The organism is Algoriphagus machipongonensis (assembly GCF_000166275.1).
In the GTDB taxonomy this organism is placed as follows: domain Bacteria; phylum Bacteroidota; class Bacteroidia; order Cytophagales; family Cyclobacteriaceae; genus Algoriphagus; species Algoriphagus machipongonensis.
The window spans coordinates 4608519-4625436 of record NZ_CM001023.1 but is presented as its reverse complement, the minus strand read 5'-3'; the positions used below and the strand labels follow the sequence as shown (position 1 = coordinate 4625436).

The window sequence follows — 16918 nt, the reverse complement described above, 5'->3', positions numbered from 1 at the left end:
AGATGGCAGGAGCTAAAGAGACACCTAGACAGCGGATGATCGGAATGATGTACTTGGTACTAACGGCCTTATTGGCCCTCCAAGTAAGTAATCAGATCCTCCAGAAATTTGTATTGCTGAATGACGGCATGGAGCGGACCTCCAAAAACTATATTTCCAAAAATGAGTTTACGGTAAGCTCTATCAAGTCTACCGTAGAGCAACAAGGAAATAATGAGAAGGATGTTCCGAAAGTTGCAGCGGCTGAGGAAGTAAGAAATGCATCGAAAGAAGTATATGCTTACTTAGAAGACTTAAAGCAGCAATTGATCACACAATCTAATGCGAGAAATGAATCTGGAACATTCGAAAGTTCTAGTTTGAAGAATACTGAGGTACCAGGTACTATTTTCGCAAATAGAGGTAAAGGAGAAGAGATGAAGGAAAGATTAAATTCTTACCCAACTCAAATTTCTCAGATACTAAGTGGTATTGGAATTGATATGAAGTTTCAAGCTATCGCAAAAGATGCTTCTGAGATTCCTCTTTTCGCTAATGATAGTGAAGTAAAAAATAAAGACTTCGTTGCCCTGAATTTTGTGAAATCACCTGTAGGAGCTGTTATGGCTTTGATTTCTCAATGGCAAAACGAAGTATTGAATATTGAAAGTGAGGCATTGTCTCAGATTACAAGTTCGATTGGTACTTTCTATTTCAAGGCAGATATCGTTGAGGCAAGGATTGCGGCTACTTCCAATGTGGTTGCAGCAGGTACCAAATTTGAAGGTGATATGTTTATCGCATCAAGTTCTTCTGCATCAGCACCAACTATGACAATTGATGGTAGATCTGTTCCAGTTGAAAATGGTTTCGGTAAAATTGAATTTACTGTAACTCCAGCGAGTGAATATGATGACAGAGGTCTTGCTAGAAGAGTGATTCAAGGTGAGATTGAAACAAATGTTGGTGGAGAGGATCAAATTCTTCCTGTAGAATATGAGTATTACGTGGCTCAGCCAGTAATCAAAGTATCTTCGGAAGTTGTACAGCAGCTATATGCGGATTGTGCAAACGAACTGTTGATTGAAGTACCAGCTTTAGGTAATGCCTATTCTCCTGATTTTGCTGTGAGCAATGGACAAGCTATTAAAGGAAATGCCCCTGGTGAACTTACAGTTGTTCCTGGAGCTTCTGGAAAAGTAACTATTGGAGTTAGCTCTGGAGGCAATAAAATTGGAGATGTAGCGTATGATATTAAACCAGTTCCAGATCCAACTATTGTTCCTTCCTTGTCTAACGGTTCTGAAATAGATGCCGGACAAGCACAGGCGATTGGTTCTTTAACTGGCATGAAAGTTTTGGCAGTTCCTGAAGCAACATTTGGTAGAACTATGGCTAGAGATGCGAAGTTTGAAGTAACAGGTGGTGAAGTTAGGTTGTTGAGAAATGACGTTCCAAGACAAACCATTCAAATCTCAAACGGAAACAGCCTTGCGATGCGTCAATTGCTAGAAAGTGCTAGAGCTGGAGATGATATTGTGGTAGTGGTTAATCAAGTAACCCGTACCAATTTTAGAGGGAATCAAATCAATTCTTCTTTGAATAAAGTTCTTCGAATCGGAGTGAAATAATATCCGGAAACGAATCTTAAGATATAATTATTATGAAAAATTTTCTTCCAAAATTGATCTTATCCTTGCTGGTTGCAGTATTAATTGCACCATTGGCAAGTGTAGCTCAAGTACCTACGAGCGTAACACCATCGGGATATGGAGACAGAACCTTTGACATGGATACCGTATTCTCTGTCAAAAGAATTCGTGAGGATGATAAAATGTACCAAGTGGGTGTTTGGAGAAGAATCGATTTAAGAGAGAAGTATAATTTGTCTCTCTATGGAGCAGGAGATGCTAAGAAAAATGGGATTATTGATTATATCTACAAGGCCGTTGTTGATGAAAATGCTTTAGAGGTTTTTGCAGATGAAGAATTTACTGAGCCACTTTCTATCGCTGAATTTCAGGATAACTTCTGGTTGAATGCTACAGGTGACTCCATCTTTATGAAGCAATTGTATTACCTTGATTTCAGAGAAGACTTTGTTTTTGACAAGCATCACTCGGATATGGTTTTTGATATCAAATACCTAGAATTGGTAATGCCATCTGAGACAAATTCTGATGCTGGCCAAAAAACAATTGCTTTTATTCGCTACAAGGATTTCTATAATTATTTCAAAGATCATCCTGAAGCACGTTGGATTAACTTCAAGAACCTTTCGAAAAGCTTAACTTATGACGAAGCTTTTGAATCTCGGTTATTTAAATCTGTTGTTAGGAAGTTTACCAATCCAGATAATGCTCTGGTTGCAGATTTAGTAGATCCTGATAATCCGAATCCTGAAGTTCAAGCATATTTGAATTCCTTGGCATTTGAATACAAACTCCTTGAATATGAGAGTAATCTCTGGGAGTGGTAAAAAATATATTACGATCAATAAAGGGGCTTTTAAGCCCCTTTATTTTTTTCTATCCACTCCATCAAAGCTTTGGTACGAGAAGAACCTATGACTTCTATAAGCTCCGTTTCATTCGCTTCTTTGATCTTTTTTATGGATTTGAAATGTGACAATAACTTTTCTGCAGTGTTTTTCCCTATCCCTTCAATATCTGTAAGTTGGGTTCCAAAAGCATTTTTACTACGCACATCCCTGTGAAATGTTATAGCAAATCGGTGCGCCTCATCTCTAATTCTTTGTAATAGTCTTAAGCTTTCTGATTTTTTATCAATATGAATAGGGTAGGAGTCTCCTGGGAAATATATTTCTTCTAATCTTTTAGCGATACCGATAATTGGCATTTTACCATATATGCCCAATTCTTTTAATGCTTCTACAGAGGAGGAAAGCTGGCCTTTACCGCCATCTATGACAATCAATTTAGGCAATGGCTTATCTTCTTCTAATAGTCGCTTATATCGCCTTCCTACGACCTCTTTCATACTGGCGAAATCATTAGCGCCTACGACCGTCTTGATATGAAAATGCCTGTATTCTTTTACGGCCGGTTTTCCGTTGAGAAAGCAGACCATGCTAGCTACTGGGTTGGTTCCTTGTATATTCGAATTATCAAAACATTCGATATGGTCGGGAATATCCGGTAGACTCAAATCTTGCTGTAACTGACGGATTACTCTGTCTTTTTTATCTTCGTTGAGCCCCTTCAATAAGGCTTTTTCTTTTTTATAATAAAGCGCATTTTTCAAGGATAGCTCGATGAGCTTTTTCTTGTCGCCAATTTTGGGAAGTGTTAGGTTTAGTCCTTCTATGGGCTCTTCAATATCAATATTGATTAATACCTCCTTGGCATCACTTTGAAATTGATCCTGCAATCGGATTAAAGCTGTCAAAAGCAATTGCTCATCCGTTTCATCCAATTTTTTCTTGAGCTCCACATTTTTGGACACATTCATAGCGCCATTCTTAATTCTCAAGTAATTGACGTATGCATTCTTTTCATCCGTTACGATTGTACAGACATCCAGATTGGCAATGTTTGGACTTGCCACCAGCGATTTAGCCTGATACTTCTCTAATAAAATAAGTTTATCCTTTAATTTTTGGGCTTTCTCAAACTCCAGGTTTTCTGCCATTTTCTGCATCTCCTGTTTGAAATGAGATTTAGCTACCCCTAAATTCCCTTTTAAGATATGCTTTGCCTGCTCTATGTCTTTAAGGTAATTGCTCTCTTTTTGAAGCCCCACACAGGGTCCTTGACAATTCCCAATATGGTACTCAAGGCAAACTTTATATTTCTCCTCGGCAATTTTATAAGGGGACAAGTCAAGTTTGCAAGTTCGAATGGTGAAAAGTTCGCGGATTAAATCCAACACATTATTCATTGCCTTGACACTGGCGAATGGTCCAAAGTAAGTTCCTCTTTTCGGGATGTATTTCCGAGTTTGAAATATCCGGGGGAAATTCTCTTTGGTCAGTAATAAATAGGGATATGTCTTATCATCCCTTAATAGGATATTGTATTTCGGCTGCGTCTTTTTGATCAGGTTATTCTCGAGTAGTAAGGCATCTAGCTCGGAATTAACCATCGTGATTTCAATTCGCTGGATCTCTCGGACCATTCTTTTGGTCTTTAGATTTAAACCGCTGATTTTATTGAAATAGCTACTAACCCTTTTTTTAAGATTTTTTGCCTTACCAACATAGATTAGCTCATTTGCAGCATTAAAATATCGGTAAACCCCAGGTTGATCTGGGAGTGTTAGATGTTCTTCTGGTTTATAGGAAGATGCCTGCATGGTATAAAAGTAAAAAAAACAGCCTTGGTTTTAGGCTGTTTTTAAATCTTAGTCTTGAGTTGATTTAGAAATCATTCTTTTTTGCATCGTAATCAAAGTCTGCAAAGCGTTGACTTTCTTTTTCATAAACATCACAATCGATTTCTATGCTAAGTGGACGCTCAGGTCTTGGGAATGGCCCTTTGGTATAGCCAAGGCTTTCATCCGCATAAACTTTTTCCATATAGGCAACCCAGATCGGTCTGGCAGTACGTCCTCCTTGGCCAGCAATCCAGCTTCTGAAGTGAATCGCTCGATCATCTCCACCTACCCAGGTCCCACTGACCAGATCTTTGCTTATTCCCATATACCAACCGTCAGAGGCATTCTGTGTTGTACCAGTTTTTCCTCCCAATTCATTTCCTTCTCTCAGTGACCACGGAACACCTTGACTGGTTCCTTGCTCCTCTTCAAAGCCTCCTCGAAGCATATATGTCATCAGGTAAGCGTGTTCTTCACTCATGGCAGGACGCTTTTTAGCGGTAAACTGCTGGATAACATTTCCATTTTTATCCTCAATCCTATCGATGTAAAATGGAGTTGTATGTTCTCCTTTGTTGACAAATGTGCCGAAGGCACCTACCATCTCATAGATGCTGACATCATTTACACCTAAAGCGAGTGAAGGAACTTCCTGTAAATCACTTGTTACCCCCAATCTACGTGCGGTTTCTACAACGATTTTTGGGCTGAGTTTCTTCATCATATATGCAGTGATGGAGTTGACAGATTGTGCCATGGCCTTACGAATAGTCATCTTTTCGTAAGTAAATTTGCCATCCGCATTATCAGGACTCCATGTCGGCTGACCTGGGATATAAACTTCCACCGGCTGATCTACGACAGAATAACATGGGCTATATCCATTTTCTATGGCAGCTGCATAAACGAAAGGTTTGAATGTGGATCCAGGTTGTCTTTTACCTCTTTGCACATGATCAAACTTGAAGTATTTATGGTCAATACCACCAACCCAGGCTTTAATTTGACCTGTATGGGGGTCCATACTCATAAAGCCTGATTGAAGGAATTTCTTGTAATACCTTAAGGAATCCATGGTACTCATGAGTGTATCAATTTCACCTTTCTCCCAAGAGAAAACCTTCATTTTCTTCTTCTCATTCAACTTTACATCGATGGAATCAGTATCATTTCCATAACGGACTTTGAGAAGCCTGTATGCCTCAGTCCTTTTCACGGCATCTTCAATAAAGTTTGGAATAACGCGATTATCACCGTCTACCCAAGGAGCTCTATCACCCATTTCCTTATAGAAAGCAGCCTGTAATTTGGTCATATGATCTTCTACCGCCTCTTCAGCGTACCGCTGCATTCTACTATCGATAGTGGTATAAACTTTCAATCCATCTCCATAAAGGTCATAAGAACTTCCATCAGACTTCAAGTTGTCTTTTGCCCAACGAAGCAAATCTGCCTTGACAATCTCTCTAAAATACGTAGCCAAACCCTTGTTTTGGTTTGCCACACTATAATCAAGTTCAATTGGTAATGTCTTTAAAGAATCAAATTCGGCTCTGGTCAAATTGTTGTTTCTCATCATTTGAGCCAACACTGTATTTCGTCTTCTCAATGAATTATCCGGATTATAAACCGGACTATAGTAAGTAGGAGCCTTAAATAGACCTACCAATACAGCAGCTTCTTGAACGTCTAATTCAGAAGGAGCTTTATTGAAAAAGGTTTTGGAAGCCGTTTTAATACCAAATGCATTAGAACCGAAATCAGATGTATTGAGATAGAGTGTTAAAATCTCATTTTTGGTATAAGCTTTTTCCAATTGCGTCGCTACGATCCATTCCTTTGTTTTAATGATTAGCATTCGTAGCCCAGGGACAGAACTTAAAACGCCATTACTAGCATCTGTTCTAGTTTTGAAAAGGTTCTTTGCAGTTTGTTGACTGAGCGTAGATCCACCACCTGCGTTTTGCCCTAACAATATTGATTTGACAAATACACGCATCATAGCGATCATGTCAATACCAGAGTGGTCTTCAAACCTTACATCCTCTGTAGATATTAGTGCATTGACCAGATTTGGAGATAGCTCTTCATAGGTGACTGGACTTCTGTTTTCTCTAAAATAGGTTCCAAGAAGTACCCCGTCAGAAGAATAAAGTTCAGAGGCAAGTTCACTTTCAGGGTTTTCCAAGGCTTTGAAATCCGGCAATGAGCCAAATAGCCCCAGAAAATTGATGCTAACCATCCAGACAAAAAGGATGAAACCAAAAAATCCAGCTATAAAAGCCAGCCATATGAATTTAACCAGTTTTTTGGTCCAGCTAGAAGATTCAGTTTTAGTTTTTTTACTCATAATTATTGATAAACCGACTTAAAGAAAGTCCTATATTCCTCGATATTCTTTGTTTTATTGAGCTGAGTAAAGTTTTCTATTGAAATCGCGAATGAATTAATTTTTATTTCATCCGTCAATCCTTCAGATTCGAAATCTTCTACAAACAGCTGGTAATATTCTTTTGCTTTTTCGGCATTGGTGAAAGGTGAAATGATATAAATCGAGTTGTCTCTATTCATTTTCATATTACCTGTTCGAAGTCTAGCTTTTGGGAAAAACTCAGCATGAAATCTATCCAAATCTCCCAATAAGTCTGCTGCATTCTCCATCTCTTCTGGTGTCATAACCAGCACAAAGATATGAGTACTCTCATTATTAATTTTATACGGTGATTCAGTCGTTTCACTATCCCCTTGGTTTTCTGCCAAATCAGGGTTTGCCGTGGATGCAGAATCTAAAGCCGTACTGTCTTGTTTATTGAGTAATGCAAGTTCTTCGCTAGACATTAATGGTAATAGCATATTTCTTGCCAAATCTTTCAATTCTTCATCTTTCGAATTTTGAATATATGATTCTAATTTTTCACGGTAGCTCTGACGCGACTCTAGTTTACCAGTCACCATGATGTCTAATAGCAATAAACGCTCAGTATTCCTTGTGAGAGGATACTCTTCTAGAGTTTGTTGAATAATAGTTCTTGCATTGTTAAAATTTCCATCATAGTAAGCCTCATACGCAGATTCATATCTTTTTGAAGAAGCCAAATAAGCCAAGTTTCCTGAAGCAGCATCTGGATTATTAACGGAATAGGTGTATTGGGAACCTGGGAATTCATTATTTAATCTAGAGACATATTGCTGAAAATTTCCTCCTCTATCTTTTTGCGCTAGATAAAGCAGGTAATAAGCCTCAGGTTTTCTGGAAGATTCTGGATATTGCCTTACCAAGGTTTCTAGGTTATCGATGCTTTGCTCAATTTCTTCCAAGTCGAAGTAGAGCAATTTTCCTAAAGCAAAGTAGGATTCTTCCAACTCATGATTTAATTCCGAAATTTCCTCTTCAGAGCTAGGGATTTCTGCGAGCAGACTTTCCACATCGGGAAGTTGATTTAATGGATTACTGCTTTCGTCTACAGAAGTGGAGTCTGTTTGATCTGCGATATCTACCCTTGGTTGAGAAGTTTGAAAACTTGCCGCACTTCTCCTCCAATTATCTTGTAATTCACGGTTTCCCCAATTTCTGTAGAAATCAATGGTTCCTTGCTGCATCGCAACGGCATTGTCAAAATAGAACGTTGAACCAGAACCTCGGTCACTAAAGGCCAGCAGATTGTCAAAAATGCTAGTGCTCTTTGGTTGCTCCTTGGCTGCGGCTTCAGCTAAGAGCCTTTCTTCTTCTTTTGCAATAAAGTTTTCAGCAATAGTAGTTTGTTCTTCAACACTTAGACTTGAAAGACTAATCAAACTGTCATTGGATTGGATTCTTTCCACATGAAATACAAATTGATCCAATGTTTCCTTTTGTTCCTGAATTTGATTTGCGACTGGGTCTGTTTCTTTAATATAGGTTAGCGCACTATCCAAGTAATATTTTGTAGCTCTATAATCTTTGAACTTATCTAAATTAATAGAAGCCAGCTTTTGATATATGTATCCTTTCTGTCTTGGGTTACTTCCTGGTTCTTTTGCAGCTTGGTGTAGAAGGTCGATGGTTTTTTCAATATCACCCTGCTTTTCTTCAAACAGTGCCATTTCATAAACTACCACATCCTTCAAATCATTGTTTTTGGGATCCTCATAGAGGTCTTGGTAATACTTCCGAACTTTCTTTAAATCCTTGGAGGCATTTAATTCTGCCACTTGCTGTGCGTAAAGCTGCGCAAAGAAGCTACGTTCATAAGGTGGATTTCCATCGAGCGCCTCCATATAAAAGTCATGTGCCAAGGCGTCTAGTCCTTCTCTTTGGTACCTTTGGGCTAGGATAAAGTTGATACGGGATTCCTCTTTTTTATCCTGAACATATTCCAAAGCCTTTACCAATGCTCCAATGACTCCGTTTTTATCTCCCCTAGTCTCATAGTAATAGGCTAATGTTTTGTACAGTTCAAACCTGTTTTCCTCGTTGATCCCAGACTCTTTCGAAAGGTAGTCTATAGTGAAATTAGCGTTTTCATATTCCCTCTGGTCAACATATAGACGCAGTAAGCTAATGAGTGTTTGATGCCTTAAATCTTTGTCTTTACTATTGACATTAACGTATTTAAATGTGTTTTGAGCATCATCAAAATGAGCCTGCAAGTAATCGATCTTGCCAAGCAAATAGTAACTGTCATCAACCCACTTGCTTATACGATGCCATTCTACAGCTTTTGAAGCTAACTCTCTTGCAGATTGAAGTGTGTCTACACCCGCTTGAATGGTCGCTGAGTCAATCGGAATAAAAACTGGAAGGACCTGTGTATAATCTTCCTTGTAATCGGCCCTTACCATATCTTCTACATTCGATATTTTAAGATCCGCTAAATAGTAGGCATTGTAATGAGAAGTTAAATTATGAAACGTACGATTAGTAAAAGTGTCCCGCTCTGATGAGCAAGCACTTATTAAAATAAAAAAGATGAATACGAAACTTGAAAATTTGTTCATGGATTAAATCTCCAATTGAAGTACCAAAATAGGTTTTTTGCCTTACTTAGCGAACGATGTTGCCTTTCAAATATTTTTTAGGCGGCATTTTTGAGTCAATAAGCCCAATGATAATTAGTTAATTTAAGTTAACCCTTAAATAAATGGAAAAAGACAGGTCCAAATTAGAAAAAAGCAAGTCAAAAGGAACACCTGTTTATGTTAAGTATTTAGGTTTATCCTTTCAGATGTTTGCTGTCATCGGGGGAGGCACCTATTTAGGTTGGTGGATACAGCAGCAAAGTAATATGAAGTTTCCTGTTTGGCTCTTACTTTTCTGCTTTATTTCCATAATGATTGCGTTTTATCAACTTTGGCAAAGCATGAAACAAGATAGGTAGTGGGATTTTAGAAAAAGGGCTAATTTTGCAAAAAAGGGATTCATGCAATTATTGAAAAACATCCATATCAAGTTTGTTCTACTTTCGGCAACTATAGCTTTGTTGATTCTAGTTCTTAGTTATGTTTTACCCCAAGTAGTACATGAGAAAATCTGGCAAATATTTTTCTTTCTCTTTGCAGTCTCTTATTTGATCCATTTGCTGAACGGGTTTCTGCTGAAATCATTTTCAGAAAATTTCTTTAATATCATGGTTTTGGCAATGATATTAAGATTTATTGCCTCTTTAGTGTTCATTGGGATAGAGGTTTGGCCAGGTATGGAGAATATAATTTTGTTTATAGCTGATTTCTTTGTGATTTTTTTATTCTACTTAGTTTTTGATATCTACGCCTTTCTAGCTAATTTGCGCCCGATTTCGAAGTAGCCCCCTCAAAAACAAGAGTTGATGACGCGTAAATTATTGGTTTTAAGTCTATTAATGACAGCATTTATGTTGTCTATCTCCAGTCCTACCATAGCTAGAGAATCAGATGAAGACAAAACAGGCTTTATCATGCATCACGTGAAAGACTCTCACGAGTGGCATTTCGCTACTTTTGGTCATACTCACGTGACTTTACCCCTACCTGTAATCGTATATTCTGGCGACAGAGGTTTGGAAGTTTTTTCTTCTACAGACTTCCAGAACCATGAAACGCACAGTTTTGGAGAAGAGTATGCACATGAAGGATATTTTATCGATGAGCATGATCATTTAGGTAGAGTAGATGGAGCTAGCTTTTTAGAATTGTCTATTACCAAGAATGTCGTGATGATGTTTATTGTGCTGATTGTAGTGGCATTTCTAGCATTATCAGCAGCGTCACACTATAAGAAAAATGGACCTGTCGCTCCAAAAGGTGCAGCAGCGATCATTGAGCCGATTGTGATTTTCGTAAGAGACGAAATTGCAAAAGACTCTATTGGACCAAAATACAAGAAGTTTGTCCCTTACCTGATTACTTTATTTTTGTTTATCTGGTTTGGTAACCTTCTAGGTTTGTTGCCTGGTGCCGCAAACATGACAGGAAACATTGCCGTGACGATGGTTTTGGCGGTGTTGACTTTCATTATTACTAATGTTAATGGGAATAAGGATTATTGGAAGCACGTTTTCGCAACTCCTGGGGTTCCGATCCCAATGTTGTTGATCATCGTTCCGGTAGAAATTATTGGTTTGTTTACAAAACCTTTTGCTTTGATGGTGCGACTTTTTGTGGCGATCACAGCAGGACACATTGTAATCCTAGGCTTTATAGCTTTAGCCTTTATCTTTGAATCTTATGCCATAGGGGTTGCAAGTACCTTAATGGTAACGTTTATCAATATAATCGAATTGTTAGTGGCAACTATCCAAGCTTATGTATTTACGCTGTTCTCAGCGATGTACATAGGGTCTGCGGTAGCTGAGCATGCGCATGACGATCATTAATTAGGAATTTCTTTGTTCAATTTATAAATCTAAACTTATGTTAACTTCTATCTTGTTGACTGCTGGTTACGCTCTAATGGGAGCTGGTATCGGTGCAGGTATTGTTGCGATTGGCGCAGGCCTAGGTATCGGTCGTATTGGGGGTCAAGCTATGGAATCTATTGCTCGTCAGCCTGAGGCTGCTGGAAAGATCCAAGGCGCTATGTTGATCATTGCTGCTTTGATCGAGGTGGTTTCCCTGTTCGCAGCGGTAATCTGTTTGTTGATTGCTCTTAACATTGCGGGCATCAGCTAATCAAATTTTGAAAAGGGTTTGGCGTTAGGCCATTCCCTTTTCTTTCTACTATTGAACAATCTGAAATAATATACCACCATGGATTTAATCACACCTAGTTCCGGTCTTATCATATGGCAATTATTGGGCTTTTTGGCCTTGCTTTTCATCTTGATCAAATTTGCATGGAAGCCAATGCTTGCTGCATTAGAAGAGAGAGAAAGTAGCATCGAGAATGCATTGAAAGCCGCTGAGACAGCTAGAAATGAAATGGCCAATCTTAAGGCTGAAAATGAAAAGCTTCTTGCTGAAGCTAGAGCAGAGAGAGATACGATTCTGAAAAAGGCACATGATGCATCAAACAAGATGATCGAAGAAGCCAAAGAAGAGGCTGTGAAGACAGGAGCTCAGATGATTGAAAATGCGAAAGAAGTGATTGAAACTGAAAAGAAAGCTGCTTTGGCAGACGTAAAAACTCAGGTGGCTACACTTACGCTAGAAGTAACAGAGAAATTATTGAGAAAGAATCTTTCTGATGACAAATCTCAAAAAACTCTTGTTGACGAATTTATCAAAGACCTTAAGTTAAACTAATTTGCCTCCATGTCAAACCATAGAGTAGCATCCCGATATGCCAAGTCTATTATGGAGCTTTCCTTAGAGAAGGGAAAGCTTGAGGAGGTTCATAAGGATTTCCAGAAATTAACATCAATGGCGAAAAGCAATTTTGACTTGGTGCTTTTGCTGAAAAATCCTATTGTCAATTCTGAAAAGAAGCTGAATGTTTTGAAAGCGCTTTTTCCTGAAAAGACAACTCAAGAAATGACTTTGAAGTTTTTCGAGATCATTTCAAGAAAAAACCGTGAAGCAATTCTAGTCGATGTGGCTAGAGAGTTTGAAATGCAATATAACATTCATGAGTCCATCCAAGTAGCCGAAGTGACGACTACTTTCGCTATCGATGATAAGCAAAGAGCTGAATTTATCGAAGTGGTGAAGGAGCTTTCAGGAATGACGGATGTGCAGCTTGTAGAAAAAATCAACCCAGAAATTATCGGTGGGTTTGTTCTTAAAGTGAATGACAAACAACTTGATGATTCATTGAGTAGTAAATTGAGAGTATTGAAAGCTCAGTTTACCCAGAATCATTACGAAAAACAGTATTAAAACAAAAAGCAATAATCATAATCTTATCATATCATGGCAGAAGTAAGACCAGATGAAGTTTCAGCGATCTTGAGAGAGCAGCTTTCAGGTGCAAGAACTCAAGCGGAACTTGAAGAAGTGGGTACAGTCCTTCAAGTAGGGGACGGTGTAGCACGTATCTATGGACTTTCTAAGGCTCAGGCTGGTGAATTGATCGAGTTCGACAATGGTCTGAAAGCAATGGTGCTTAACCTTGAAGAGGACAATGTTGGAGCGGTACTTTTCGGTGACTCTAAGGAGATCAAAGAAGGAGATACTGTAAAAAGAACTAAGAAAATTGCTTCCCTCAATGTAGGTGAAGGAATGCTTGGTCGTGTTGTTGATACTTTGGGTAATCCAATTGATGGAAAAGGACCAATCACTGGAGAATTGTACGATATGCCTTTGGAGCGTAAAGCACCAGGTGTAATTTACAGACAGCCAGTAACCGAACCACTTCAAACTGGTATCAAGTCTATCGATGCCATGATCCCAATCGGTAGAGGACAAAGAGAATTAGTAATTGGTGACCGTCAAACAGGTAAAACTGCTGTGGTTATTGATGCTATCTTGAATCAAAAAGAATTTTATGATAGAGGTGAAGCAGTATTTTGTATCTATGTAGCCATAGGTCAAAAAGCTTCTACTGTTGCAAACGTGGTAGCTGCCCTTGAAAAAGGAGGAGCCCTTCCTTACACAGTAGTTGTTTCTGCTGCAGCATCTGATCCTGCTCCAATGCAGTTCTTTGCTCCATTTACTGGTGCTGCTATCGGTGAATTCTTCAGAGATACAGGTCGTCCTGCTTTGGTAGTATATGATGACCTTTCTAAGCAAGCTGTTGCTTATCGTGAAGTTTCTCTTTTGCTAAGAAGACCTCCAGGACGTGAAGCATATCCAGGTGACGTTTTCTACCTTCACTCAAGATTGTTAGAGAGAGCGGCGAAAATCAATAAATCAGATGAGATTGCATCTCAAATGAATGACTTGCCAGACTCCATCAAGCATTTGGTAAAAGGTGGTGGTTCTTTGACCGCCCTTCCAATTATCGAAACTCAAGCTGGTGACGTTTCTGCTTATATTCCAACAAACGTGATTTCCATTACTGATGGACAGATCTTCTTGGAAACAAACCTTTTCAACTCCGGTATCCGTCCTGCAATTAACGTGGGTATTTCGGTATCTAGAGTAGGTGGTAACGCACAGATCAAATCCATGAAAAAAGTAGCAGGTACATTGAAGCTTGATCAAGCTCAGTTCCGTGAATTGGAAGCATTTGCTAAGTTTGGTTCTGACCTTGATGCAACTACTAAGAGAACTATCGAAAGAGGTAGAAGAAACCAAGAGATCTTGAAGCAGCCTCAATATTCTCCAGTTCCTGTTGCTCATCAAGTAGCGATCATTTATGCTTCTACTAAAGGATTGATGGATTCAGTTCCTGTAAGTAAGGCAAGAGCATTTGAAAAAGAGTTTTATGTATTGCTAGATACTTCTTACCCAGAAGCATTGGAGTTGATCTCAAAAGGCGACATAAACGGAGCAGGTGAAATCCTTGCGAAAGCAGCTGCGGAGCTAGCTCCAAAATACGCATAATTTAATCTTCAAAATCCGGTAGGCTTTGGCCTGCCGGAATTACTATAGCTTACAAAGCAATCACTGATGGCTAACCTTAAGGAAGTAAAGGAAAGAATTAACTCGGTAGTTTCTACCCAGCAGATTACCAAAGCAATGAAAATGGTGTCTGCGGCTAAGCTGAGAAGAGCGCAGGATAAAATTATCCAAATGCGTCCTTATTCTCAGAAGTTGACTAATATCCTGAACAATGTCTCTGCAGCGTCTGAAGGCTCTGCTGATGTTGTTTATGCCCAAAAACGTGAGGTGAAGAAAGTACTTATTATCCCTGTTACTTCTGATAAGGGATTGTGCGGTGCCTTTAATACCAACATCATTAAGGCAACAAATGCAGCGATCAAAAATCAATTTGTTGGTAAGGATATAACCATTTTACCATTAGGTAAGAAATCTAATGAGTATTTCTTGAAAGCTGGTCACAATGTCATCTCTGACTATTTCACCATATTCCAAGATTTAACTTTCGAAAATGTTCGTAAAGCAGCAGAGTTTGCGATGAAATCATTTGTAGAAGGTGAATACGATCAGGTTTATGTAGTCTACAACGAATTCAAAAATGTTGCTACTCAGATCGTCAGAACAGAGCAGTTTTTACCAATGGCTAAGGAAGAAAATACTGCAGAGGAGAAAGCAGCTGATGTTGACTATATCTTAGAACCTTCAAGAGCTTATATCATTGAGGAATTGGTGCCAACATCCTTGAAAATCCAACTTTACAAAGCTGTTTTAGAAAGTAATGCATCTGAGCATGGAGCTAGAATGACAGCAATGGATAAAGCGACAGATAATGCTGGTGATTTGCTTAAAGAACTTCGATTAATGTACAATAGATCCCGTCAAGCGGCCATTACCAACGAAATCCTTGAGATTGTTGCTGGGGCCAATGCGCTTGGGTAAATAACACGTTTTTACAATAGACCTATTTATAGAACCACGACTCGAAAGAGTTGTGGTTTTTTTTGTCTCTACTTTTACTAACATCTCCCTGCAAGCCAATTTTAGCTAGGGATGACAGCAATTCAAGCATTGAAATATAGTTTTTCTAAAAGTCTGCTAGGAAATAAAGCGGGGCTCATTTTAGAATTGGATTCTAATTCTACTTCATAAATGCCTACCACAGGTCAAATATAAATTTCTTAATTCAGGCTTATTTACGTGATTTAAAACTCACAAAGGTGATTTACCATTAAAAAAACTCAGTTTATTCTTTTCAAAAAGAGATATCCCAAAATGAAATTTATTGTTACCAGCTCTTGTCTTTTTTTACTGATGCTTGTCAATACAGCAATGGCATCAAGCTTACAATTCGATAAAAAGGACCCCAGTCTTTCTGAAAAAAATCTCCAACGAGCCATGGAATTAATTGATGAGGCAGTTTCATCCCATTTTAAAGGTGAAGAAATGGCGATGGCTAGATTCTATAACCCTTATACAAAGAATAGTTCTGAGGAGACTGGAAGTGTATGGATGTATTCCTCTGCTATTGAGTCTGTAAATGCGATTCTCCATGGTTTACAGGTCCAAAAGGAACATGGTAATGAAGAGCTTTATGATGCTAATTATTCTAAATACTCCGAATTGTTGGCAGAGCTTTATGATAACATTGATTATTATCTTGGCACATTTACTTTAACATCCTATACCCAAACAAAGGAATGGTCAGTTTATGGAGTTAACCGCGGAAATACCAAAGGAACAGCCAAAGTGGAAGGGATTGAAAATGTGTATGATGATCAGATGTGGTTGGTTCGGGAGTTACTTGAATCATATAAAATAACAAACAATCCTTCCTACTTAGAAAAAGCAGAGTATTTGACTGCCTATGTTTTAGATGGATGGGATACCACTTTGGATGAAAATGGAAAGGAACGAGGTGGTATCACCTGGGGACCGGGCTATGTCACCAAACATTCCTGTAGTAATGGCCCTATGGTTAGTCCGCTAGTGTGGCTACATGAAATTTACCAAGGAAAAGATGATGAGATTACCAAGCGCTATATTGATCCAGAGGATCAACAGACGCGGTTGACCACTCAGGTTCCTAAAAGTGATTACTATTTAGAGTTTGCGAAAAAGGTATATGATTGGCAAAAAAATGAATTGTTAGGGAAAGATGGAGTCTATGTGGATATGATGGGAGGATGCACTCCAGATAAACCTAAAACTGAAATGATCGATGGAGTGATATACCGTGTAGGTATTAGTTGTACGGATGCGGTGGGAACGGAATTTACCTATAACAGTGGTACTATGCTTTCCGGAGCTGCCGATTTATTCAGAGCTACCGGTGAAAAGCGTTTTTTGAAAGATGCGAAGAAATTGGCTGATGCCAGTTTTAAGTTTTTTACAAAATTGGATCAATCAGTTCCTGGATACTATTCCTATGAAGTAGATGGGTTTAGAAATTGGTTCAATGGGGTTTTAATGCGGGCCTTTGTGGATGTTTATCCTGCATATAAGCCAGCCGCGAAATACATCGATTCATTTCAGCAAAATTTGGATTATGGATATGATAATTTCCTGTATAATGGATTTTTACCAACTGATCTACTAAAAGGCTGGAATGAGGATAAGTCGAAGAATACTACCGAAGGGATGTTTAATTTTACCTTTGCAGCTGAATATGCCATACTATCCCGGTATGAAATGGAAAATTAAATCTAGGAAATTTAGGCGAATGCCCTAA

At 38.6% G+C, this 16918-nt stretch carries 13 protein-coding genes; 10 read left to right on the top strand and 3 right to left on the bottom strand.

Translation table 11 applies throughout. The annotated features are described in order from the left end of the window. Nucleotides 1–2: 2 nt before the first annotated feature. Both porM and porN read left to right on the top strand, forming a co-directional pair. Nucleotides 3–1610 (top strand): type IX secretion system motor protein PorM/GldM, encoded by a 1608-nt coding sequence (porM, locus tag ALPR1_RS19600; RefSeq protein WP_008203295.1) that lies wholly within the window; start codon nucleotides 3–5, stop codon nucleotides 1608–1610. 32 nt (nucleotides 1611–1642) lie between these two features. Beyond that, nucleotides 1643–2458 carry a type IX secretion system ring subunit PorN/GldN gene (gene porN, locus ALPR1_RS19595; RefSeq protein WP_008203294.1) on the top strand — a complete coding sequence of 272 codons (816 nt, stop codon included), beginning with the start codon at nucleotides 1643–1645 and terminating at the stop codon, nucleotides 2456–2458. Between the two features lie 29 nt (nucleotides 2459–2487). On the opposite strand, the gene uvrC is transcribed toward porN, so the two are convergent. From uvrC to porW, 3 genes are all read right to left on the bottom strand, one after another. Beyond that, nucleotides 2488–4293: an excinuclease ABC subunit UvrC gene (gene uvrC / locus ALPR1_RS19590; RefSeq protein ID WP_008203292.1), complete on the bottom strand. Its 1806-nt coding sequence runs from the start codon at nucleotides 4291–4293 to the stop codon at nucleotides 2488–2490. 64 nt (nucleotides 4294–4357) lie between these two features. Continuing rightward, on the bottom strand, nucleotides 4358–6664 hold the full coding sequence (locus tag ALPR1_RS19585; protein ID WP_008203290.1) for a penicillin-binding protein 1A: 2307 nt from the start codon (nucleotides 6662–6664) through the stop codon (nucleotides 4358–4360). Nucleotides 6665–6666: 2 nt separating this feature from the next. Next, the gene (gene porW / locus ALPR1_RS19580; protein ID WP_008203288.1) at nucleotides 6667–9291 is read right to left on the bottom strand and encodes a type IX secretion system periplasmic lipoprotein PorW/SprE; all 2625 of its coding nucleotides are present in this window, start codon (nucleotides 9289–9291) and stop codon (nucleotides 6667–6669) included. A gap of 143 nt (nucleotides 9292–9434) precedes the next feature. Here porW and ALPR1_RS19575 point away from each other — a divergent pair, with 143 nt between their 5' ends. From ALPR1_RS19575 to ALPR1_RS19535, 8 genes are all read left to right on the top strand, one after another. Next, complete coding sequence (locus ALPR1_RS19575; RefSeq protein ID WP_008203286.1) at nucleotides 9435–9671, top strand: AtpZ/AtpI family protein; 237 nt, start codon at nucleotides 9435–9437, stop codon at nucleotides 9669–9671. Nucleotides 9672–10118: 447 nt separating this feature from the next. Next, nucleotides 10119–11144, top strand: coding sequence for a F0F1 ATP synthase subunit A (gene atpB / locus ALPR1_RS19565; protein WP_008203282.1), 1026 nt, complete (start codon nucleotides 10119–10121; stop codon nucleotides 11142–11144). 37 nt (nucleotides 11145–11181) lie between these two features. Then, nucleotides 11182–11439, top strand: coding sequence for an ATP synthase F0 subunit C (gene atpE, locus ALPR1_RS19560; RefSeq protein WP_008203281.1), 258 nt, complete (start codon nucleotides 11182–11184; stop codon nucleotides 11437–11439). 78 nt (nucleotides 11440–11517) lie between these two features. After that, on the top strand, nucleotides 11518–12012 hold the full coding sequence (locus tag ALPR1_RS19555; protein ID WP_008203278.1) for a F0F1 ATP synthase subunit B: 495 nt from the start codon (nucleotides 11518–11520) through the stop codon (nucleotides 12010–12012). Between the two features lie 9 nt (nucleotides 12013–12021). Then, nucleotides 12022–12585: an ATP synthase F1 subunit delta gene (atpH, locus tag ALPR1_RS19550; RefSeq protein ID WP_008203277.1), complete on the top strand. Its 564-nt coding sequence runs from the start codon at nucleotides 12022–12024 to the stop codon at nucleotides 12583–12585. Nucleotides 12586–12618: 33 nt separating this feature from the next. Continuing rightward, nucleotides 12619–14193 (top strand): F0F1 ATP synthase subunit alpha, encoded by a 1575-nt coding sequence (gene atpA, locus ALPR1_RS19545; RefSeq protein WP_008203276.1) that lies wholly within the window; start codon nucleotides 12619–12621, stop codon nucleotides 14191–14193. Nucleotides 14194–14259: 66 nt separating this feature from the next. After that, nucleotides 14260–15129 carry an ATP synthase F1 subunit gamma gene (atpG, locus tag ALPR1_RS19540; RefSeq protein WP_008203275.1) on the top strand — a complete coding sequence of 290 codons (870 nt, stop codon included), beginning with the start codon at nucleotides 14260–14262 and terminating at the stop codon, nucleotides 15127–15129. A 333-nt stretch (nucleotides 15130–15462) separates the two neighbouring features. Further along, complete coding sequence (locus ALPR1_RS19535) at nucleotides 15463–16890, top strand: glycoside hydrolase family 76 protein (protein WP_008203274.1); 1428 nt, start codon at nucleotides 15463–15465, stop codon at nucleotides 16888–16890. Nucleotides 16891–16918 lie beyond the last annotated feature (28 nt).